Below are 21,983 nucleotides of genomic sequence, written 5' to 3' on the forward strand. Positions count from 1 at the left end.
AGAGGAAGTTCTCTGAATCCGAGGAGATGTAATCCATTACCTTGCAAGCATTCCCATGCATTGAGCATCGGGGGATAGTTCGAAGTTGAATGCTGAAAGAGGCGAAAACGCCCGACATCGTTCAACAGGGGAGCACAACAAAAAGAAATGCGCATGATGCGACATTTCCGGGAGAGCTTAGTACATGGAGTATTTTCTCCAGCAGCTTATTAATGGGCTGACGCTGGGATCTATCTACGGTCTGATCGCGATCGGCTATACGATGGTCTACGGCATCATTGGCATGATCAACTTCGCCCACGGCGATATCTTCATGATCGGTGCCTTCATATCTCTGGCAGTCTTTCTGATACTGACGAGTATTCTGGGCTTTGCCTTCCTGCCGGTCGTCCTTCTCATTGTCCTGATCATAGCAATGCTCTTCACCGCCGCCTGGGGCTGGTCCGTCGAGCGGATCGCCTACCGGCCCCTGCGCGGGTCGTTCCGGCTGGCGCCGTTGATCACCGCCATCGGCATGTCGATCGTTCTGCAGAACTTCGTCCAAATCACCCAGGGTGCGCGCGTCAAGCCGCTGCCGCCTCAGGTGCAAGGCGGCATCACCCTCATTCCTCCCTCGGAAATCACCGGCGGCATCAGCGTCCAGCTGTCCTACATGCAGATCCTGATCATCGTCACCACCGTAGTCCTGATGGCAGGCTTCACGCTGCTGATCACGCGCTCGCCGCTTGGCCGTGCACAGCGCGCCTGTGAGCAGGACCGCAAGATGGCGGCCCTCCTCGGCGTTGACGTCGACCGGACGATCTCGCTGGCCTTCGTCATGGGCGCTGCACTTGCCGCCGTTGCAGGTTGCATGTTCCTCCTGCTCTACGGTGTAATCGACTTCTACATAGGCTTCCTCGCGGGCATCAAGGCGTTCACCGCCGCAGTGCTCGGGGGCATCGGCTCGCTTCCCGGCGCCATGCTTGGAGGCCTGTTGATCGGCCTGATCGAAGTGTTCTGGTCCGCCTATTTCACGGTTGAATACAAGGACGTGGCTGCGTTCTCCATCCTCGCAATTGTGCTCATCTTCCTGCCCTCCGGGCTCTTGGGCAAACCGGAAGTGGAGAAGGTATGATGGCAGTCACTTCTGCAAACACATCACCAGGCGCCAGGGCACGTCAGGAAGAAAACAGGTTTGCCCAAGCCGTACGCGATGCAGCGATTGCCGCCTTCCTGGCAGGCGTTCTCAGCTTCTTCTTCATCGGCTTCCGCACGGACATTGCTCCCGGCGGCCTCTCGCTGAAGATGCGCTGGTCGGCCTGGATCACCGCAATCGTCGTCGTCTTCGTCGGCCGGCTGCTGCTCAATCTCTTCGTCTTCAACCGGACGTGGTCGGGCTCTTCGACAAAGCCGCGATCGGCGACCGTGTCGGAACGCCTTCCGGATCTCGGCAAATGGCTGCTGCGCGCCTTCTTCATCTTCGCGCTGGTTCTGCCCTTCGTCGCCATGTACTTCTTCCCGAACCGCGACCGGCAGTTCATCGACATCGCCATCCTCATCATGACCTATGTGATGCTGGGGTGGGGCCTCAACATTGTGGTGGGCCTCGCCGGTCTCCTCGACCTGGGCTACGTCGCCTTCTACGCGGTGGGCGCCTATTCATTCGCGCTGCTTTCGACGCACTTCGAGTTCATCGGCTTTTGGACGGCACTTCCGCTCGCCGGCATGCTGGCCGCCTGCTGGGGCCTTGTTCTCGGCTTCCCCGTTCTCCGCTTGAGGGGCGACTATCTCGCGATCGTGACGCTTGCCTTCGGTGAGATCATTCGCGTCGTGCTGCTCAACTGGTACGAGTTTACAGGTGGACCGAACGGCATTTCGGGCATTCCGAAGCCGACCCTCTTCGGCCTGGAGTTTGCCCGAGGCGAAGGAAGCTTCGCATCCTTCTTCGGGCTCACCTATGACCCGATCCATCGCTTCGTCTATCTCTACTACATCATCTTCCTGCTCGCGCTCATCACCAACATCGTGACGATGCGCTTGCGCGCACTGCCGATCGGCCGCGCGTGGGAGGCGCTGCGTGAAGATGAGATCGCCTGCCGGTCGCTCGGCATCAACACCCGCAACACAAAGCTCACCGCCTTCGCGATAGGCGCGATGTTTGGCGGATTTGCCGGATCCTTCTTCGCAACGCGCCAGGGCTTCATCTCGCCGGAAAGCTTCAGCTTCATCGAATCGGCCATCATACTGGCGATTGTTGTTCTTGGCGGTCTGGGTTCCCAGATCGGCGTGGTGATCGCCGCGATCGTGATGATCGGCGGAACGGAGGCGCTGCGTAACCTGGGCTTCCTCACCTACATCTTTGGCCCCGGGTTCGACCCGGTACAGTACCGCATGCTGCTCTTTGGTCTCGCCATGGTCATCATCATGGTCTGGAAGCCGCGAGGCTTCGTCTCCACCCGCGAACCAACCGTTGCGCTCAAGGAAAAGAAACGCATCGGTGCGGACCTCGTCGCACAGGGGGAGGGCCACTGATGTCAGATACGTTGGTTGCACCAAACCCCGCCACGATTCCGAACTGGGAGGCAGACCCCGTCCTCACCGTCGAACACCTCACCATGCGCTTCGGTGGACTGGTGGCCGTGGGGGATCTGTCCTTCTCCGTTGGTCGGGGCGATATCACCGCCCTGATCGGTCCGAACGGCGCCGGCAAGACGACCGTCTTCAACTGCGTCACCGGCTTCTACAAACCCACCGAAGGCCGCATTGCCATGCGCCACGGTCCGGGCAAGCAGGCGGAGCTTGTCGAAGAAGTGACGGCGAGCGGCCTGCGCTGGAAGAAGGACGGAGAGCAGGGAGTCTTCCTCCTCGAACGCATGGCCGACCACGAGATTTCGGCCCGCGCCGGTGTCGCAAGAACCTTCCAGAACATCCGGCTCTTCAGCGGCATGACTGTTTTGGAAAACCTTCTGGTGGCGCAGCACAACCGTCTGGTGGTCGCTTCGGGCTTCTCCATTGGCGGCATTCTTGGCCTGCCCAACTACCGCAAGGCGGAAAGCGAGGCGGTCGACAAGGCGGTGCACTGGCTGAAGCAGACGAACCTAATGGATCGCGCAGACGACCCCGCCGGTGATCTTCCCTACGGTGCGCAACGCCGCTTGGAGATCGCACGCGCCATGTGCACCGATCCTTATCTTCTCTGCCTGGACGAACCGGCCGCTGGCCTCAACCCCCGCGAATCGAAGGAGCTCAACGAGCTTCTGCAGTATATCCGCGGCCAGGGAACGTCCGTCCTGCTCATCGAGCACGACATGGGCGTAGTCATGGAGATCTCCGACCACATCATCGTGCTCGACTACGGCGTCAAGATCGCCGACGGAGACGCAACGAGTGTCCGCACCGATCCCAAGGTCATCGCCGCCTATCTCGGCGTCGAGGACGAGGAAGATCTCGACGTTCCGGAAGTCCGCGAGCACGTAATCGAAACGATCGGCGAAGCGGCTATTGCGGATCTGGCGCCGCAACCCATGGCAGAGCGCGCACCTGTGACGTCAGCGGAACCGGCTCAGGCGGTCGGGAAGCCCAAGCGAGCCCCCCGGGCCCGCAAAGCTGCGACGGGAAAAACCGAAACAGCGAAGACGGCGGCACCTAAAACGCCCCGCACGCGAAAACCGCGCGGGACCTCCTCCAGTGATGGAGGCGCCACATGAGTGCAATCATTGAGAGGCCAGAACCGGTGACGGTTGCTTCGACTGAACCGCTCCTCGCCATCAGGGGCGTCGAGACCTACTACGGCAAGATCGTAGCGCTGCGCGGCGTCGACGTGGATGTCCATCGCGGGGAGATCGTGACGATGATCGGCGCGAACGGCGCCGGCAAGTCCACGCTGATGATGACCATCTGTGGTGACCCGAAGGCGCGTACCGGCACGATCACCTATGACGGCATGGACATTACGGGCCTGCCCACTCATCAGATCATGCGGCTGGGCATCGCGCAGTCGCCCGAGGGGCGGCGGATCTTCCCGCGCATGACCGTCATGGAGAACCTCCAGATGGGGGCGGCGCTGGTCGAGCCTTCCCATTTCGATGATGACCTGAGGCGCGTGTTCGACCTGTTCCCGCGGCTCAAGGAGCGCATCACCCAGCGTGGCGGCACGCTTTCCGGCGGTGAGCAGCAGATGCTGGCGATCGGCCGCGCGCTGATGAGCCGACCCAAGCTGCTGCTGCTCGACGAACCGTCGCTGGGTCTGGCGCCGCTGGTGGTGAAGCAGATCTTCGAGGCCATTCGGGAATTGAACCGTAACGAGGGCCTGACCGTCTTCCTGGTCGAGCAGAACGCATTCCATGCGCTTAAGCTCGCGCACCGGGGTTATGTGATGGTCAACGGCCGCATCACCATGAGTGGCACGGGCATGGAGCTTCTGAAGCGTGAAGAGGTCCGTGCGGCTTATCTGGAAGGGGGAGGGCACTAGTGGAAAAGGCAAATGGCCTCCTGTGGGAGGTTTCCCTCTGGGAATTCGTATTCGTCACCATCGGCCTGGGAGGAGGAGCGGCCTATCTCACCGGCCGCGCCGTGGCGAGGGCCTGGCATTCCAAAGTCGAGCTGGCAATCGACGTCGTTCTTCTGACACTGGCGTCCCGGTTCATCCACTTCTCGCTCTTTAAAGGAACGCTGACGAGCCTGCATTACTTCGTGGTCGACCTCATCGTCCTGATGGCGATTGCGTTCCTCGGGTACCGGATCACAAGATCCAAACAGTTAAGCAGGCAGTACAGCTTCATGTATAGGCGCAAATCCTTGCTCGGTTGGGAGCCGAAATAAGTAAAGCGCGGAGATCCACTGTGCGAGAGCCTTTATTTCCTCGTGAAGTTGAGCTTTCATACAGGGTAGTGCGGGAGTTCCCGCGTGTCGGCGGCGGGAATACAAGAACCAAGGTGCCGCTGACAAAACTGATTAACGAATGGGAGCAATCATGAAAAAGCAGTTGTTGGCAGGGGCAGCCCTCAGTGTTCTGATGACAGGTTCTGCCTGGGCAGAAATCGTAATTGCCGTGGCGGGGCCGATGACCGGTGCTTACGCCACGTTTGGCGAGCAGATGAAGGCGGGTGCTGAACAGGCCGTTGCCGACATCAACGAAGCTGGCGGCATCAATGGCGAAATGCTGCGTCTTGTGACGGGCGACGATGCCTGCGATCCGAAGCAGGCCGTGGCGGTGGCCAACCAGTTCGCCGCTGAAGGCGTCACCTTCGTGGCGGGTCACTTCTGCTCAGGTTCGTCCATCCCGGCGTCGCAGGTCTATGCCGAAGAAGGTATCCTGGAGATTTCGCCCGCATCCACCAATCCGGACTTCACCGACAAGCGCCCGGGCGACAACATCTTCCGTATCTGCGGTCGCGATGACCAGCAGGGCGAGATTGCCGGCAAGTTCCTTGCCGAGAAGTTCGCAGGCAAGAAGGTAGCCTTCATCCACGACAAGACCGCCTACGGCAAGGGCCTGGCCGATGCCACCATGGCTGTCTACGAGGCTGCTGGCGGCAAGCCGGTGCTGTACGAAGCCTACACGGCTCAGGAAAAGGACTACACCGCGCTCGTTTCCAAGCTGAAGCAGGAAGGCGTCGATGCCGTCTACCTCGGCGGCTACCACACGGAAGCAGGCCTGATCACCCGCCAGATGCGCGAGCAGGGCATGAGCACCGTGCTCGTTTCCGGTGACGCTCTCGTGACAGACGAATATTGGGCGATCACCGGCGACGCTGGCGAAGGCACGCTGATGACCTTCTCTCCGGATCCGCGCAAGAACGAGGAAGCCAAGCCGATCGTCGACAAGATGCTGGCAGCCGGCAAGAACACCGAAGGCTACTCGCTCTACACCTACGCTGCGGTCCAGATCTTTGCTGACGCAGTGAAGGCCGCTGGCAACACCGACCTTGAAGCCCTTGTGAAGGCGATGAACGAAGGAACGTTCAATACGGTTCTTGGCTCGCTCGAGTTCGACGACAAGGGTGACGTAACTCTGCCGGGCTACGTCTTCTACGAATGGAAGGGCGGCAAGTACGACTACCTGGAGCAGTAAGCTTCGACGCATACTGTGTGTCAGGTCAGCCGACCTGACACCAACGATCCGCAACCCGGACGAAGGTTCGGGTTGCTCACGTTTGGGGTACGCCTCTTTAGGGGCGAAGCCCTTCTTCCATCCGGCAACCATTGCCAAAGTTGCACGTTCGCTTGCGCGGGCACTTCACGCAACATGCACGAGAGCCGGATTTCGGAGCGGATAGAACGAATGAACCTCTCCCTTCCGGCCGATCGGCATTTCGCCAGTGCCAGTGGGCACAACAACCTCTCCGATCCAGAGGGACTTGAATGATCTCCAGTCAGGTTAGGGCAGGCCGGTGGGCGGTGGCCGCGTGCTTCTTCACCAATGGCATGATCATGGGAAGCTGGGTGCCGCAGGTCCCACTGCTTGCTCAGCGCTTTGACGTCGGCGAGGCGATGCTTGGTCTGCTGATCCTGACGCTCGGCCTTGGCGCAGTCGTCATCATGCCGGTTTGTGGCTGGCTGATCAGCCATACCAACTCCCGAGCCGTGCTGCGCGGATCGGCGGTGATCAGCGCCTTTGCGCTGCTTCTGGTGGCACTCGCGCCCAATCTTGCATTGGTAGCATTGGCGATTGCCCTGTTCGGCGCTTCCATCGGCGGCATGGATGTCGCGATGAATTCAAACGCCGTCGTTGTCGAGCGCCGCATGGGCCTGGCGATCATGTCCTCATCGCACGGCTTTTGGAGCCTTGGCGGCTTCACGGGGGCGGGTTTGGGCGGGAAAATAGCAGAAGCGCTGGGCCCCATCGGCCACGCCTCTGTGGTGACCGCCGCAGCCCTTGCCCTGCTGTCATTTGCACTTCCACGCCTGCTGGTGGAGCGGCAGCCTCAGCAGGCCTCATCCGACACGTCTCCAAAGGTGCGCTTTCCGAGTAATCCTGGGGTTTACCTGATCGGCTTGCTAGCGCTGCTCTGCATGGCGCCTGAAGGCGCGGTGCTCGATTGGGCTGCGCTTTATCTACGGCAGGAAATGGGTGCGAACCTCGCAACCGCAAGCCTCGCCTTTACCTTCTTCTCCGGCGCGATGGCTGTGATGCGCTTCATGGGTGATGGAGTGCGCAACCGGCTCGGCGCGGTGACCACCATTCGCATTTCAGGCACGGTGGCGGCGGTTGGAATGCTGGCAGCCGGCGCTTCATCGAACCCCGCGATCGCCATTGCTGCCTTCGCGGCGGCGGGGCTCGGCATCGCCAACATGGTGCCGATCGTCTTTTCTGCGGCGGGCAACCAGCCTGGTGTGCCTTCCTCCATCGGCATGAGCGTGGCGACGGCGATCGGCTATTGCGGGATCCTGGTCACGCCCTCGCTCATTGGCTTCGTCGCCGAACGGACCGGCTTCTCGCCCGTCTACATGAGCTTCGCGGTAATACTGCTGGTGGTCGTTCTATTGGCGGAGCGCTTGCGGCCCGCCGACTTTATCGCGACCCAGCCATCACCGGACGTTCCAAGATAACAGCTCAGCTGCTCGCTTCCTCGCGCAGCACCTTGCCCTTGTTGAGGAGCCAGACGAATGCGCCGCAGATGATATAGGCGGTGACACCGTAGAGCGCTGGCGGGATCGCCATCTCGGGCTCGTTCAGCATGTACTGGTTGAGCGTCAGGGTCATGACGAGCGCAGCGTTGTGGAGCGCGACACCCATGGCGAGCGCGATTGCATCGCGGCGATCAATCTGGAAGAGCTGCGGTACGTAATAGCCGACGGCGAGGCTTGCCATGCTGAAGGCGATGACCGTGAGGCCGACGATCGGACCCCATTCCACCACAACCCTCCACTCGGTGACGACCGCCGCAATCACGACGAAGATGAGGAAGAGCGTGGCGAGTGTCTTCACCGGCTTTTCCATGCGCGCAGATAGCGCCGGCCAGCGCCGGTGGATGAAGACGCCGCAGAGAACCGGAATCACAGCGATGCCGAAGATCTGCAGCACATGGTGGAACTGCACGGTGATCGGCTTGGTGTCACCAAAGAACGCTTCGAGCGAAATATTGCCCACGGTGGGAATGGTGATCGTGGTCAGAAGCGTGGTGACCGCCACGATACAGAGGCTGAGCGCCACATTGCCTTTGCCCAGATGCGTGAACAGCATGGCGGAAGTGCCGCCGGGACTCGCCGCCAGAAGCATCATGCCCACGGCGATGGCAGGCGGCAGGTTCGACACCGAAACCAGGGCAAAGCAGATGATCGGAAGGATCAGAAGCTGACAGCCAAGCCCGATCAGCAGGGGCTTCGGCCGGGAGATCACGCGGAAGAAATCGTCAAGGCGTAGGGACAGACCTAGCCCCAGCATGATGATGAACATCACTAAGGGCAGTCCGACACTGATGACGAGATTCGATTGCATGATAACTCCAGAAGGAGGCACTATTGCTTTGGAACAAAGGTAGCTGCGCTTCCAGTCGGCTGATAAATCTTTTTTCTCAATATGCCTACGGTCTTACCAGATTTTTTCTAATGCGGAAGACACGCATAACTTGTTGTATATCTTGGGCTTAAATTTTCGTAGTTGCGAGGAGCGCTGCTTTTCAGCACTCCCCGCCGCGTTGGTCGCGTCAAAAATGATCGCTACACATGAACCGGGGGTTGCAGCACAGCGGAGACTTGGACCTGCGGCTTTGCGCCGCTCCCGCTCGTTCGTACCCGACCGATTGCTGTAAATCCCGCCGCCAGGATTGGACCCAGCATCTGGCTATGAATGGGAGGCAGGTACCCAAGTCTTGCCCCGTTGGTCGTCACTACGGCGACGGCATTCGGATCGTACCCATAGCTGGGATCGGCAATCAGGTGCACCACCTCTCCCGTTTGGGGTACGTTGTCACCGCCACTTTGGCCAGTCACATAGGTGGTAATGACTGGTCCAGTTGCTGCAGCGGTAGCGGCTGCCGACTGGCGCGGCGCCAGGGCGAGGCCGCCAAGCCCGCCCAGAGCGCCAGCACCGAGGCTGCCGAGGAACGCACGTCGTTCCATCGCCGCCTCCTATAGCTGCTCGGCTTGCGCGCCGGAGTTCGGACGCGCGCGCCCGAGGTTCGGCTCTTCGCCGAGCGGTTCCATCAGACGGGTCGAGAAACTGTCGTTGCCGTCGATCGACTGGCCTTCGGACCAGCGGCCCTTCGGCGGCTCGCTGCCATCCTTCTGGAAGCCGAGGAAGGCATAGGAAAACTCGCGATTCTCCTCTTCCTGAGGATGGCTGTTCGGGATCGGGAACACATCCTGAGGCCCACCAAGCTCCTCCAGCGCCGCCATCCACTGGTTCTGGTGCATGGTGTCGCGCGCAATCAGATACTGGAGCATCTCCTTCATGCCCGGATCGTCCGTCATATTATAGAGGCGCACCGCGAGCACGCGGCCCGTGGACTCAGCCGCGACATTGGCGGTCATGTCGGCGGCGATATTACCGCTCGCATAGATGTGAGACATGTCGAAGGGGACGCCATCGGAATCGACCGGCATGGCCGAAAGTCCGGCCGACAGAAGGTTCTTCAGGTTGATGCCGTTGAGCACCGCGCCGCCAACCGGATCGGCAGACACCGCTTCCTGCAATGAAAGCGGAGCACCTTCCAGGTTAAGCGCGACGGCGGTCGCCAGCATCTCGATATGGCCGAGCTCCTCGGCGCCGGTGTTCAGCAGCAGCTCGCGAAACTTGGGATCGCCGCGGGCGCCCCACGCCTGGAACATGTACTGCATGGCGACACGGATTTCGCCTTCCACGCCGCCGATCGCCTGTTGCAGGGCACGGGCAAAGACCGGATTGGGTTTTTCAACGCGCACGGGGAATTGTAGCTTGTTGTCGGTGTAGAACATCGAGCATCCTTGGGTTGTGAGTGTGGGATAGGCACACGTCACCAACTTCATGATGCTCGTCATGTTCCAGGGCTATTTTGCCGCGATGGGATAGATGTTGGCGGGCGCTACCCGACGCCAACGTATTTCCGCACGAGTTCCGGCTCCGCGCGCAGGTCTTCAACGCCCATGGTGGCCTTCACCCGACCGTTCTCGACGAAGGAAACGCGGCTCGCGATCTCCAGCACCGCATCGACGCGCTGCTCGACCAGAATGGTGGAGACGCCCTGCTCGTGAAGTGCTGTGACCGCTTCGCGAATGCGCGCGATCATGGAAGGCATGAGGCCTTCCGTGGGTTCGTCCAGGAGCAGCACGTCTGGCTCGACGCAGAGCGCGCGCGCCATGGCGAGCATCTGCTGCTCACCGCCTGAAAGTGTGCTGGAACGCTGGTTCAGACGCTCGCGCAGAAGCGGGAAGAGGTTCAGCACGCGCTCGCGTGTCTCCTCGCCCTTGTTGCGGGCGAGCAGGCCAATCTGCAGGTTCTCCGCGACGGTGAGTTCTCCGAACAGCCGGCGGCCCTGCGGAACATAGGCGATGGCATGCTTGGCGATCTCGTGCGCCGGGAGCTTGCTGATTTCCACTCCGTCCTTGACGATCTTGCCGGAGCGCACCCGCACGAGGCCCATGATCGCCTTCAGCGTGGTTGTCTTGCCAGCGCCGTTGCGCCCGAAGAGGCAGTGCACTTCGCCCCGCGAAAGGTCGAGCGACAGGTCGTGCAGCACCTGCACCTCGTCGTAGAAGCAGTTGATGGACTGGATCGCTAGCGCCTGTTCCATGTCACGCTCCAAGATATGCGCGCTGCACGTCCGCATCATTGCGGATTTCTTCAGGCGTGCCTTCGGCCAGGATACGGCCCTGCTGCATGACGGTAATGCGTTGGGCAAGCTCCATCACGACATGCATGTTGTGCTCGATCAGCAGCACCGTCGTGTTTCGCGCGATCTCGCGGATGAGAGCGATGAAGGCGGCCACTTCTTCCTCCGAAAGGCCCTGGGTTGGCTCATCGAGAATGAGCAGGCGCGGATGAAGCCCGAGGCCCATGGCGATCTCCACCAGCCGCTGGTGGCCGTAGGCGAGGTCGCCTGCCTTCTGTTCTGCCAGATGATCGAGACCAACCTGCTTTAGCACGGCAAGCGCGGCACTGCCGTCATGCCCTTCGCGCATGCCGGCAAGTTCCACATTCTCCCGCACCGTCAGGTTGGCGAAGATGCTGGTGATCTGGAACGTATAGGCGATGCCGGCCCTCACTCGCTTGTGCGCTGGCAGGCGCGTGATGTCCTTGCCGTTGAACAGGATTGTGCCCTGTTCCACCGGCACGCGTCCGCAGATCAGGCTGACGAACGTGGTCTTGCCCGCACCGTTTGGGCCAATCAGCGCGCGGATCTCGCCCTGCTGCAGCGTGAAATTCACGCTATCAACGGCCTTGATACCACCGAAGGATCTCGTGAGATTGCGGACGTCCAGCAGCGCGGTCATGGCAGCCACCGGAGCCATTTTGCGCGGATCGTGCCGACAATGCCCTTCGGGAAGTAGAGGATCAGCAGGATCAGCGCGACACCCACCACCAGCATGTGCGGGGTCGTGTAGCTGGAGGCGGTGTCGATCAGGTAGAACATGATCAGCGTGCCGACGAAGGGCCCGAGCACTGTAGCAGCGCCGCCGAGCAGCACCCAGAGCAGCGGCAGGATCGAATACTGGATCGAAGCGAAGCCCGATCCCGCATAGCCGAACAGCACGGCATAAGCGGCGCCTGCGGCAGCCGAGATGGTTCCGGAAACGGCCATGGCCGCGAGCTTGCTGGCGAAGACGTCATAGCCCAGCATCCGCATCCGCTCCTCGTTTTCGCGGATGGCGACCAGCGCCCGTCCGAACCGCGAGCGCACGAGGAAAAGCGTGATGACGAGCGTCAGCGAAAACAGTGTCCACGCCGCCCAGAATCTCACGTCCGCGTTGGCGAGGCTTATGTGGCCGCCTGGCAGCGCGAGCGTCCGCATGCCCTGCTGCAGGACAAGGCCCTCTTCACCGCGCGTATAGGTCGTGAAGTAGAGGGTTGTGAGATAGAAGACCTGCGAGAACATCAGCGTCACGATCATGAAGGCGACGCCAAGGGTTCGCAGCGCGAGGCAGGCGACGATGACCGCGAGCACCAGCCCGGCCAGCAAGCCAGCGCCAAGTGACGGCCACACGCTCCAGCCCAGATGATAGATCGGCAGCGCTGCGCCATAGAGCCCGGCGGCGAAGAACATCGCGTGGCCGAGGCTCAAGAGACCCGTATAGCCGAAGGCGATGTTGTAACCCATGGCGAAGACCGAGAGCACCATGACGCGGGCCAGCACACCGTGGTGATAGTCCGGCAGCACGAAATCGAGCGCGGCAAGCCCTGCAAGCAGGGCGCCGTGCAGCAGGATCGTTCTGGTCGTGTCAGAACCGCTCATCGGGCAGCCACTCCGCCGGGGCTGAACAGGCCCTGCGGGCGGAACACCAGCACCAGTGCCACCAGCAGCGTCGCCAGCATCTTCGCGAGTGTCGGCGAGAAGAACATGGAGATGATGCCGTCGGAAAGGCCGATCAGCAGGGCGGCAACGACCGTGCCACGCAGCGATCCAAGCCCACCGATGATGACGACGATGAAGGAGAGCAGCAGCGGGTCCTGTCCCATCAGGTAATGGGCCTGCTTGATTGGCACGATCAGCACGGCGGCAAGGGCAGCCATGCCGGCGCCGAGTGCAAACACGCCTGCGTAAACCTTGCCGACGGGAATGGCGAACGCCTGCGCCATGTCGCGGTCGATCTGCGTGGCGCGCATGATGAGGCCGATGTTCGTCCGCCGCAGCAGGAACCATGTGCCGATCAGGATCGCGATGGAAGCGAAAATCACGAAGAGTTTGTAGGCCGAATAGCCAAACCACGGCAGCTGAATGCGCCAGTCGAACGGAGCCTGCACCGGCCTCGCCTCGGCACCGTAGAAGGTAAGTGCCAGCTGCTGGATGATGTAGAGGAGGCCGATGGTGGCAACGATCGTGCCTTCCGCCTCATAGTTCAACCGCTTCAGCACGAGCCGGTCGGCGATGAACGCGACGGCAGCGACGACAAGCGGGCTCAGCACCACGGCGAGCAGGAAGCCCAGCGCCGGATTGCCGGAAACGAGGCTGGCGAACCACCAGGCAAGCACGGCGCCCAGCATGTAGAACTCGCCGTGGGCCACGTTCACCACCCGCATGACGCCGAAGACCAGCGACAGCCCGAGCGCGGTCAATGCCAGAACGGCTGCTGTCACGAGGCCTTCAAGCGTGGCCAACAGGAAGTAAGGCCCGAAGCCCATTGGCTTTCCTCATCCGGTCAGAGAGGGAGGTGGTGATAGTGATCCCGCCTTCCGGCAGGACCACCTTTATACCAATGTCGGCTTAGAACGACATCTTGGTGTAGTCGCCCTCGGGCTCGTAGCGGCCATCTTCGATGGACGTGCGGTGCACGACTTCGAGGCGGCCTTCCTTGACCTGGCTGATGTTCTGCTCGCCAAAGACCTGATGTATGCGGCCGTCGAACACCTTCTTGCCCTGCGGGTGCTCCTGTCCGGCTTCCATCTCGGTCATGGCTTCCGTGGCCTCGATCAGGGCCTGACGGTCCTGCGGGCCCTGATAGTTGCAGGCTTCCATGGAGCGCTTGATGATGTGCAGCGTCTCCCAGCAGCCGAACATGTGGGCAGCCGTCGAGATGTCGCGGGCATCGTTGACGCTCGCGCCGTTGTCATCAAGCCCGATTGCCTCGCGGTAGAACTTCTCATAGTCCGGCATGTCGGCCTGCGCATAGCGCGGCATGCCTTCCCAGAAGTGGCTGCCTTCGAGGAACTCGAGTCCCGGGCTCTTGAGGTCAACAGCTTCGAGCGAGTCGATGAAGCCGAAGAGCTTCGGGCCGCTGTTGCCGAAGAACTCGCCCAACTCCTTCACGAAGGTCAGCACGGCGGGACCGACCATGACGTGATAGATCACGTCCGTGTCGCGCGGGATCTGCGGCAGGTAGCGGGTGAACGAGGTTTCGGTCGGCGGGATCGGAACCATGGCGACGACCTGACCGCCCTGTGCTTCGATCGCGGGAGCGAAGTAATCGCGGTGGTCGTGGCCGAAAGCGTAGTCCGGATAGACCAGCGTGACCTTCTTGCCGAGGTTGTTTGCGATCCACGGCGCGACGGAGCGCACCTGCGCCTTCACGTCGGTGATGCCGGGCTGCACGCAGTAGCGGTTCATCTTGCCCGAAGCGACGTGATAGCCCTCGCTGACGACATAATAGGGAACCTTGAGCTCGCCCGCGGTGGGTGCCGAGCCGACGACGACATGGGAGAACAGCGTTCCGTAGACGAGATCCACCTTGTGCTGGCGCACGAACTTCTCGACCACTTCGGAACCGCGTGCAGCGTCGGTGCCGTCATCCTCGATGACGATCTCGATCGGCCGGCCGTTGATGCCGCCAGCCTCGTTGATCAGCTTCACGGCCGCAGCGGTGGTGCGATCGTACCAGCGGCCATAGGGTGCGCCGATACCCGTGCGATGGCACTGGAAACCGATGCGGATAGGTTCAGATGTCTGCGCCTGCGAGTAGCGCACGAATCCCGGTGCAGCGAGCAGTGCGGCGCCAGCGCCGATGCCCTTCAGGACGTCGCGACGCGTAATGCCATTGCCAACAACCTGGCTCTGATTGCCGATTGGGTTCATTGCCTAACATACTCCCCTGAACTATGTCGGCCGGGCTTCCACGCCCCGCTGAAATCGCGCGCAACAAACCATCAAACGCACGAGGTGGCAATGTTAAATTGTTGCCAATTATCAACCGATTGACGGTGTCGAGAGCAGCCACAGGCCGAAGACGGTATAGCCGATCATCAAGAGCGCCATCGGAACCTGGCTGAGCGCCGCCTTTCGGGCGGAACGGTGCAGCCGCCAGGCAACAAGATGTGACAGCGAGACAGCCAGCACATGGCCGCCGATGATCGCGGCAGCCTGCGCGTTCCAGATGTACCAAGCTGCATCCGATCCGAGCACAATACCAGCCTGGACGTGGCGGATTGCCGTGCCGAACAGGTCCCAGCCAAGGAAGAACGGGTCGGAGAATGAAGCGATGGCGTATTGCCCGTCCACCATGAGAGCAGTGAGATAATGCGCGAAGTGATAGGCAAGCGCGATGGGCACGATCGGCCAGACGAGCAGCCCCGCCGCCTTGCGCCAGTCTTTTCCGCCCACCAGTTTTTCACCAAGCCACACCGCAGCGAAGAACAGCCCGGCCAGCGCGACGAACATCATAATTAGGCCGAGCGAATTGGGCGCAATGACCACGGACCGGCCTGGAAACTCGAGCGGGTTGATCCCGATCACGCTGAGCCACGTGAAGGTGTGCATGAACCCGTCGAAGGAGACGGAGCTGAGCGCAAGAAGCAGGAATGCCACGCCGCTGAGCGGCAGGGGCTTTGCCCGCATGAGCTTGCTGCCAGGCCATCCGAGCCAGATGACATTGCTGTTGGCAAAAGGCTTGGCGGTGAAGGGAGAGATCTGTGAGATCATGCGCAGGAAGACGGACAGGAACTCCATCCGTTCCGTCCAGGCCTCGAACCCGAAGATGATGCAGCCGAGGAAGGTGAAGAGCCAATAGACCGTCACCGCTGCCGCGAGAATGGTCGGATCTTCCGGCGCAACAAAGATGAGCTCGAACCACGCAAAGCACAGGAACAGGAAGAGCGCCGGCTTGTATCCGGCAACGGCGGGCAAACTGGCATGGCCGCTCTCCTTCACGCCGAGGCGCACCAGCAGCCGCCACGGCCCGTACCAGGGATTAAGCCAGGCCCAGAGGTTGCCGAACACCCCATGCAGCAGAGTCAGACCTACCCAGAGCAATGTCCAGATGACGAGCGGCAGAGGATTGGCGAGCGGATCGCGGCTGCCAAAGAACCCGGCATAGACGAGGGCTGCGAAGAACAGGAAGGAGAGGGAGCTGACCGCCGTACGCCCATCGAAGGGCAGTTTGAACAGAAGCTTGCGCCGCTCCATCATCCGCGCGAACGGCTCGGGCGGCAGCAACACGAGTGCAAGGAAGCTCGCCGCCACCGCAATGGCTCCACCCAGCAGGTAATGCTGCGTTGGCAAGAGCAGCACGTGGCCCCTGTTCGAGGCATGCGCCAAGGCAGCTGCGGTGCCGTTCAGAACCGCCAATGTCGCGAAGGTGAGAACCGGAATTTGACGAAGTAGCGCGGGAGAGATCATCCGCCCCTTTTGGCCGAGAAAGCGGCTTTTGGAAAGTGATGGGCGCGCCCTATTCTTATGGAAATTCAGTTGGTGCGCGCCCACTCCCCTCGAAAAGTGTGGCAAGCCTCAAAGGCTCATGGAAATGCGGGATCGCATCGATTGGCGCCCATATTACCGCCTGTGATCTGAGACGAAAAGTGGTCTTCGAACGCTGCGTTCATGCTCACATGCCTACGGCATCTCCTCGCTCCAGCAGCTCGGCCGTATCCGCTTCCGCATGAAGCCGTCGGGCGAGGTTTGCCGCGTCGAACGGCGCGTGAACCTTGATGTCATTGTCGAAATAGACATAGACGTCCCGCTCTTTTGCCCGGTCCGGCGAGGGGCCGAGCACCCGCTTTGCATCCTCCGGCTCACGGCCTTCCGCCCATGCCTCGATGCGGCTCGCCCAAAGGGCAAGCGAGTTGTCGCCATAGCCGCTGGCATAGAGCTCCTCCGCCCCATGCAAACGGCAGTAGACAAAATCCGCCGTCATATCCATGAGCAGCGGCCACTCCGGTGTGTCCGCCACCACCAGCCCGATATTATGTCGGCGCAGCAGCTCGATGAAGGCCGGCGTGCAGAAGCTTTCGTGCCGGATCTCGACGGCGTGGCGCACAGGTCCATTTCCCTCCGCCTCGATCCAGGCGCGTCCTGCAAGCCGCTCGTCGTGCTGGCTGGAGAGCTTTGCGGCAGCCTTAATGTCATGCGGCAGCAGCCGGAAGAAGGCTTCGAACCGGTCCTCATCGAACCGCATGTGTGGCGGGAACTGCCAGAGCAGCGGCCCGAGCTTCGGCCCAAGCCGCAGCAGGCCCGAGGCAAAGAAGTTCGCGAGCGGTGCTTCGACCTCCTTCAGTCGGCGCATGTGGGTGATGTAGCGCGAGCCCTTTACTGCAAAGACGAAGTCATCCGGCGTCTCCTCGCGCCACTTGGCGAAAGCTTCCGGCTTCTGCAGCCCGTAGAAGGTTCCGTTGATCTCGATCGAGCGGAATTGCCGGGCCGCGAAGGCGAGTTCCTTCTTTTGAGGTAGCCCCTTCGGGTAGAACACGCCGCGCCATGGCGCATAGGTCCAGCCGGAAATGCCGATGCGAATTGCGCCGCGTTTGGAACCTGCCACCATGCAGTTCTCCTGGCTGGGACAAGCATTTTGAACGCATGGGTTTCAGTGGTGTTCCAATTCGGTAGGGTGGATGGCCGACTGCAGGACTTGGCTTCTCGCCCATAGATTTCTATGAAGTAAGCGGGGTAATTAGCCGGAGTATCATATGACGACCACAAAGCCGCTGGTGAAAGCCTTCTTCGACAAGCGCACGTGTTCCGTCCAGTATGTCGTGTCGGATCCGGACACCAGGAAGTGCGCGATCATCGATCCTGTGCTGGACTATGATGAGAAATCCGGCTGCACCGCCACCTGGAACGCCGACGCCCTGCTTGCCTATATCAAAGAGCAGGGGCTTGAGCTCCAGTGGATTCTGGACACCCATCCCCATGCCGACCACTTCTCGGCCGCTAACTACCTGAAGTCGAAGACCGGTGCGCCGACCGCCATCGGTGAGAAGGTGGTCGAGGTCCAGAAGCTCTGGAAAGATTTCTACAATTGGCCGGATTTTCCGGCGGATGGCTCGCAGTGGGACAAGCTTTTCGCTCACGGCGAGACCTTTTCGCTCGGCAACATTCCCGCGCGGGTTCTGTTCTCCCCCGGTCATACGCTGGCCTCGATCACCTATGTGATCGGCGATGCCGCCTTCATACACGACACGATCTTTATGCCGGATTCGGGCACGGCGCGAGCCGACTTCCCGGGTGGAAGCGCCTCGCAGCTCTACCGCTCCATCATGGAGATCCTGTCACTGCCGGATGAAACGCCCCTCTTCGTCGGCCATGACTATCAGCCTGGCGGACGCGAACCGCTTTGGGAAACAACGGTTGCGGAGCAGAAGGCTTCGAACTCCCACATCTCGAAATGCAGTTCTGAAGCGGAGTTCGTGGAGTTACGTGAGGCTCGCGACCGCACCCTGCCGATGCCGAAGCTGATCCTGCATGCGCTGCAGGTCAACATCAACGGCGGTCGCCTGCCGGAGCCGGAAGCAAACGGCAGGCGCTATCTGAAGATCCCGCTCGACCTCTTGACCGGCGCGAACTGGGGCTGAAAGGAACGCGACCTCGGATTGCTTACCCGCCGATCGACTTCAGCATCGTTTCGCGGACGTCGGCAGGCCACTGGTCCAGAGCCGGCCAGGTATCCTGTCCGCCCTTGCCGTCCTGCTGCGCGAAGTAGAGCTTCTTGCCAGCCTTGTCGATGGCGATGAAGGAGTCCGACGCGCCGCAGGCATGCGGAACGCAGCCGTAACCATGCATGATGCCGGAATCGAGCGTGTGGAAGCCATCACTGACGGAAAGTCCCGCCACGACCTCTGCCAGCTTGTCTCCGAGCAGGCTGGTGGCTGCGGCAAGCACATCTTCGTTCTCGAAGGCGTCGACCAGATAGTTGAGATCGGCGATGTCGAGCGTCTCCCAGGTCGTTCCAGGCTGTGGTGTATAGCTCAGCGTCCCGGCGATCTTCAGTCCCGCGTCAGGCGTCCAGACCTGCACCGGAGACGAGGTTCCCGGCAAGAGGTAGGGCACGAAATAAATGGATGTCTCGGACACGGAAGGCGAAGGTGAACCGCAATCGTCACCAGCGGCGGCGGTCTGCAGGTCCTCGCCCTCTGGCTTCCAGGCGATGACGGTCTGGGCGCCGCAGGCATTGCCGCCGGGGCCGACCTCGAACAGCGCCACATCCTCTTCGCCGATCTTCACGGTACGATTGTAGGCGAGGAAATAGCCGCGCGCGATCTCCTGCCCTTCAAAGGACAGGATTTTCTCCATCTCGGCGTTTTCGGTGATGGTGAAGCTGCCGTCCGCAAAGGGGATGGGGCCGCTAGCCTCTTCCTGCGCATTTGCCGGCGAAAATGCCATGGCCACTGCAAGGGCCGCGCTGCTCAAAATCCGGAAATCCATGCTCATCTCCTCGACAGAACCGGATTTCTCTCCGGAACTGCAGAAAAATACAACCTGGATCATTTCAATAGAAAGTCGAAATGATCCAGACGTATGGCAATCAATACCGGATCTTTAAAGCACTTTGTAACCCGCTGTTATCACGCAGGTTACACTAAGTGGCTTTGATATAGGGCTTTTTAAGCCCAGGGACGGGTCTCTGCGTTCTTCTGCTCGAAGCTGGTGATCGCAGCGCCCTTCTCGAGGGTCAGGCCGATATCGTCCAGACCGTTGAGCAGGCAGTGCTTCTTGAACGCATCGATCTCGAACTTGATCGTGCCGCCATCGGGCCCGTGGATTTCCTGGGCCTCGAGGTCGACCGTCAGCGTGGCGTTGGAGCCGCGCGAAGCGTCGTCCATCAGCTTGTCCAGCTCATCGGGGCGAACAACGATCGGCAGAATGCCGTTCTTGAAGCAGTTGTTGTAGAAGATGTCAGCGAAGCTGGTGGCGATCACGCAGCGGATGCCGAAATCAAGCAGCGCCCACGGAGCATGCTCACGCGAGGATCCGCAGCCGAAGTTGTCGCCCGCGACCAGGATCTGCGCGTTGCGGTAGGCCGGCTTGTTCAGCACGAAATCCGGGTTCTCGGAACCATCCTCATTGAAGCGCATCTCAGCGAAAAGCCCAGATCCAAGCCCGGTCCGCTTGATCGTCTTCAGATAATCCTTGGGGATGATCATGTCCGTATCGATATTTACGATCGGCAGGGGGGCGGCGACGCCCGTGAGCTTAGTGAACTTTTCCATGGACTATAACACGCCTATCAAAAACCGATGGGTTGAGCGTTCTTTACACAAGCTGGGGCTGCAAGCAAACCCCCTTGCATCGGCAGAATTGCTGAGTCATGACATTCACATGAAAAACCAATCCAGATCACTCCGCCGCTCGGTATTATACATGCCCGCCAGCAATGAGCGGGCATTGATGAAGAGCTCGTCACTGGAATGTGATGCGGTCGTCTTCGATTTCGAGGATTCGGTCGCTCCTGACGAGAAGCAGAATGCCCGCGAAAAGCTGCGCGCATTTCTTGCCGGCCCCAACCGGCCCAAGTGCGAGATAGCCATTCGCATCAATGCCCTGAGCAGTGAATGGGGCACGGAGGATCTGCTCGCCGCCCGCGCCTGCGAGCCCAATGCCATTCTCATCCCCAAGGTGGAGGGCGTGCAGTCGGTTTCTGATGTCGAGCGCGCGCTCTCCGAAATGGATGCGCCCGAAAGCATCGGCCTCTGGGCGATGATGGAAACACCGCGTTCCATCCTCAACGCCGGCGCAATCGCCGACCATGCGCGCGATCCTTCATCGCGCCTCGACTGCCTCATTGTCGGACCCAACGATCTGGCAAAGGAAACGCGGATCATCCCGGGTCCGAACCGTGCCAATCTTGCGCCCCTCCTGCTTCAGGTGGTGCTGGCCGCCCGCGCTGGCGACATGACTGTGCTCGACGGCGTCTCCAACAATTTCAAGGATCTGGAGCGCTTCGCAGCCGAATGCCAGCACGGCCGGGAGCTGGGCTTTGACGGCAAGACGCTTATTCACCCCGCCCAGATCGACGCTGCCAATCGGTTCTTTGGCCCGACTGAGGAAGAGATCGCCGAGGCGGAAGCTATTGTTGCGGAATTTGCCAAGCCCGAGAACAGCACCCGTGGCGTCATCTCCATGAGCGGCAAGATGGTCGAGCGGCTCCATCTGGAAATCGCACAGGATCTGCTTTCGCGTGCCAGGTTGATCAGGGAAAGAACGTAATGAAACTCTACCGCTTCCTCTCAGGACCGGACGATTCCAGCTTCTGCCACAAGGTCACGGCAGCCCTGAACAAGGGCTGGTTCCTGCATGGCTCGCCCACCTATGCCTTTGACGCGGAAACCAAGACCATGCGCTGCGGCCAGGCGGTCTACAAGGAAGTGGACGGGATCGATTATTCGCCTGAGATGAAGCTCGGGGAGTATTGAGGCTCGGTGATTTCTCACCCCTTCATGGTGAGCTTGTCGAACCACGGGGTGAGAAATCAGCGGAATCTGGACTCTTCGTCCTTCGACAGGCTCAGGATGAGGTTGTTAGCGGTCTATTTAAGAAAGCTTCAGTCCGACCCTGACAGATACCCATCGTCCGCATTGCTTTCGATGCGGACCATGTCATCATCGGAGAGCCCGAAGTGATGGCCGATCTCATGGATCAGCACATGGGCAACGATGTCACCCAAGGTTTCCTCGTTCTCTGACCAGTAATCCAGAATCGCCCGGCGGTAGAGCGTGATGCGATTCGGGCCCACGCCGGTGTCGGGGTTCCAGCGTTCTGCAATGCCGCGGCCTTCAAACAGTCCGAGCAGGTCGAACGGCGTCTCAAGCGCCAGGTCGTCCATGATTTCCTCTGGGGGAAACTCGGCCACCTGAATCACGATTTCACCGGTAAGCTTACGGAAAGTTTCCGGCAAATTCGCATAGATTTCCATCGCGAGCAGTTCGATTTCCTCGATCGACGGTGAGAGTTGGTCATACCATGACCGGGTTTTGTATATGCGTGCCATTTTCAATCCTTTGCCCGCATATAGCGTGTTCCGTTACAGGTTGCGAGGGGCAGAGCGCCGGGAAGCGCGTTTGTGCCCATGCCATCAGAACGGGAAAACGGCGTTTCTGTTTCCATTAAGGATAGGCGGCTGCAATAGGTTTGCGCACAGAGGTGCGTTCCAAGCTGAAAGTGTCTGCTTGACTCTGGATACGACCTCTGGAATCTCTATAGAACATAACGAGAACAAAACAGAGTTTG

At 60.6% G+C, this 21,983-nt stretch carries 23 protein-coding genes; 10 read left to right on the forward strand and 13 right to left on the reverse strand.

The features are described 5' to 3' along the window. Window positions 1-184: 184 nt before the first annotated feature. The 7 genes from IEX27_RS06320 to IEX27_RS06350 all read left to right on the forward strand — a co-directional run bounded on the left by IEX27_RS06320 (window position 185) and on the right by IEX27_RS06350 (window position 7,530). On the forward strand, window positions 185-1,114 hold the full coding sequence (locus tag IEX27_RS06320) for an ABC transporter permease subunit (protein ID WP_188720108.1): 930 nt from the start codon (window positions 185-187) through the stop codon (window positions 1,112-1,114). After that, on the forward strand, window positions 1,114-2,511 hold the full coding sequence (gene livM / locus IEX27_RS06325; RefSeq protein WP_188720109.1) for a high-affinity branched-chain amino acid ABC transporter permease LivM: 1,398 nt from the start codon (window positions 1,114-1,116) through the stop codon (window positions 2,509-2,511). The genes IEX27_RS06320 and livM overlap by 1 nt, the downstream gene beginning before the upstream one ends. Then, on the forward strand, window positions 2,511-3,686 hold the full coding sequence (locus IEX27_RS06330) for an ABC transporter ATP-binding protein (RefSeq protein ID WP_188720110.1): 1,176 nt from the start codon (window positions 2,511-2,513) through the stop codon (window positions 3,684-3,686). The genes livM and IEX27_RS06330 overlap by 1 nt, the downstream gene beginning before the upstream one ends. Beyond that, entirely contained in the window at window positions 3,683-4,450 is a 768-nt protein-coding gene (locus IEX27_RS06335; protein ID WP_188720111.1) for an ABC transporter ATP-binding protein, read from the forward strand. The genes IEX27_RS06330 and IEX27_RS06335 overlap by 4 nt, the downstream gene beginning before the upstream one ends. Further along, on the forward strand, window positions 4,450-4,800 hold the full coding sequence (locus IEX27_RS06340; RefSeq protein WP_188720112.1) for a DUF6867 family protein: 351 nt from the start codon (window positions 4,450-4,452) through the stop codon (window positions 4,798-4,800). Before IEX27_RS06335 ends, IEX27_RS06340 begins: the two co-directional genes overlap by 1 nt. A 151-nt stretch (window positions 4,801-4,951) precedes the next feature. After that, window positions 4,952-6,052, forward strand: a complete 1,101-nt coding sequence (locus IEX27_RS06345; protein WP_188720113.1) for a branched-chain amino acid ABC transporter substrate-binding protein — start codon at window positions 4,952-4,954, stop codon at window positions 6,050-6,052. Window positions 6,053-6,342: 290 nt separating this feature from the next. Next, window positions 6,343-7,530 (forward strand): MFS transporter, encoded by a 1,188-nt coding sequence (locus tag IEX27_RS06350; RefSeq protein WP_188720114.1) that lies wholly within the window; start codon window positions 6,343-6,345, stop codon window positions 7,528-7,530. Between the two features lie 4 nt (window positions 7,531-7,534). Here the strand turns inward: IEX27_RS06350 and IEX27_RS06355 are convergent, their stop codons facing one another. From IEX27_RS06355 to IEX27_RS06400, 10 genes are all read right to left on the reverse strand, one after another. Further along, entirely contained in the window at window positions 7,535-8,419 is an 885-nt protein-coding gene (locus IEX27_RS06355; protein WP_188720115.1) for a bile acid:sodium symporter family protein, read from the reverse strand. A gap of 221 nt (window positions 8,420-8,640) precedes the next feature. Further along, window positions 8,641-9,042, reverse strand: coding sequence for an HIRAN domain-containing protein (locus tag IEX27_RS06360; protein WP_188720116.1), 402 nt, complete (start codon window positions 9,040-9,042; stop codon window positions 8,641-8,643). A gap of 9 nt (window positions 9,043-9,051) precedes the next feature. Further along, complete coding sequence (locus IEX27_RS06365) at window positions 9,052-9,876, reverse strand: manganese catalase family protein (protein WP_188720117.1); 825 nt, start codon at window positions 9,874-9,876, stop codon at window positions 9,052-9,054. Window positions 9,877-9,983: 107 nt separating this feature from the next. Continuing rightward, entirely contained in the window at window positions 9,984-10,691 is a 708-nt protein-coding gene (locus tag IEX27_RS06370; RefSeq protein WP_188720118.1) for an ABC transporter ATP-binding protein, read from the reverse strand. Window position 10,692: 1 nt separating this feature from the next. After that, entirely contained in the window at window positions 10,693-11,391 is a 699-nt protein-coding gene (locus tag IEX27_RS06375) for an ABC transporter ATP-binding protein (RefSeq protein ID WP_188720119.1), read from the reverse strand. Next, window positions 11,388-12,350 (reverse strand): branched-chain amino acid ABC transporter permease, encoded by a 963-nt coding sequence (locus IEX27_RS06380; protein WP_188720120.1) that lies wholly within the window; start codon window positions 12,348-12,350, stop codon window positions 11,388-11,390. Before IEX27_RS06380 ends, IEX27_RS06375 begins: the two co-directional genes overlap by 4 nt. Then, window positions 12,347-13,237 (reverse strand): branched-chain amino acid ABC transporter permease, encoded by an 891-nt coding sequence (locus IEX27_RS06385; protein ID WP_188720121.1) that lies wholly within the window; start codon window positions 13,235-13,237, stop codon window positions 12,347-12,349. The genes IEX27_RS06380 and IEX27_RS06385 overlap by 4 nt, the downstream gene beginning before the upstream one ends. Before the next feature lie 82 nt (window positions 13,238-13,319). Further along, entirely contained in the window at window positions 13,320-14,624 is a 1,305-nt protein-coding gene (locus IEX27_RS06390) for an ABC transporter substrate-binding protein (RefSeq protein ID WP_188720122.1), read from the reverse strand. Window positions 14,625-14,735: 111 nt separating this feature from the next. Beyond that, window positions 14,736-16,163, reverse strand: a complete 1,428-nt coding sequence (locus IEX27_RS06395; protein WP_188720123.1) for a hypothetical protein — start codon at window positions 16,161-16,163, stop codon at window positions 14,736-14,738. Between the two features lie 205 nt (window positions 16,164-16,368). Next, window positions 16,369-17,301, reverse strand: coding sequence for a DUF72 domain-containing protein (locus tag IEX27_RS06400; RefSeq protein ID WP_188720124.1), 933 nt, complete (start codon window positions 17,299-17,301; stop codon window positions 16,369-16,371). 145 nt (window positions 17,302-17,446) lie between these two features. Here IEX27_RS06400 and IEX27_RS06405 point away from each other — a divergent pair, with 145 nt between their 5' ends. After that, on the forward strand, window positions 17,447-18,331 hold the full coding sequence (locus IEX27_RS06405) for an MBL fold metallo-hydrolase (protein ID WP_188720125.1): 885 nt from the start codon (window positions 17,447-17,449) through the stop codon (window positions 18,329-18,331). A gap of 22 nt (window positions 18,332-18,353) precedes the next feature. On the opposite strand, the gene IEX27_RS06410 is transcribed toward IEX27_RS06405, so the two are convergent. After that, window positions 18,354-19,181 (reverse strand): Ivy family c-type lysozyme inhibitor, encoded by an 828-nt coding sequence (locus IEX27_RS06410; RefSeq protein WP_188720126.1) that lies wholly within the window; start codon window positions 19,179-19,181, stop codon window positions 18,354-18,356. A gap of 179 nt (window positions 19,182-19,360) precedes the next feature. Next, window positions 19,361-19,966 carry a 3-isopropylmalate dehydratase small subunit gene (leuD, locus tag IEX27_RS06415; protein WP_188720127.1) on the reverse strand — a complete coding sequence of 202 codons (606 nt, stop codon included), beginning with the start codon at window positions 19,964-19,966 and terminating at the stop codon, window positions 19,361-19,363. Between the two features lie 109 nt (window positions 19,967-20,075). Here leuD and IEX27_RS06420 point away from each other — a divergent pair, with 109 nt between their 5' ends. Together IEX27_RS06420 and IEX27_RS06425 are read left to right on the forward strand one after the other, a co-directional pair. Next, window positions 20,076-20,963 (forward strand): HpcH/HpaI aldolase/citrate lyase family protein, encoded by an 888-nt coding sequence (locus IEX27_RS06420; RefSeq protein WP_188720128.1) that lies wholly within the window; start codon window positions 20,076-20,078, stop codon window positions 20,961-20,963. Next, a complete protein-coding gene (locus IEX27_RS06425) occupies window positions 20,963-21,169 on the forward strand; it encodes a DUF1737 domain-containing protein (protein WP_188720129.1) in 207 nt (68 codons plus the stop codon). Before IEX27_RS06420 ends, IEX27_RS06425 begins: the two co-directional genes overlap by 1 nt. 128 nt (window positions 21,170-21,297) lie before the next feature. Here IEX27_RS06425 and IEX27_RS06430 read toward each other — a convergent pair whose 3' ends face one another. Continuing rightward, entirely contained in the window at window positions 21,298-21,744 is a 447-nt protein-coding gene (locus tag IEX27_RS06430) for a metallopeptidase family protein (protein WP_188720130.1), read from the reverse strand. Window positions 21,745-21,983: the final 239 nt, after the last annotated feature.

The sequence above is a fragment of the Nitratireductor aestuarii genome (assembly GCF_014641695.1).
Classification (GTDB): domain Bacteria; phylum Pseudomonadota; class Alphaproteobacteria; order Rhizobiales; family Rhizobiaceae; genus Chelativorans; species Chelativorans aestuarii.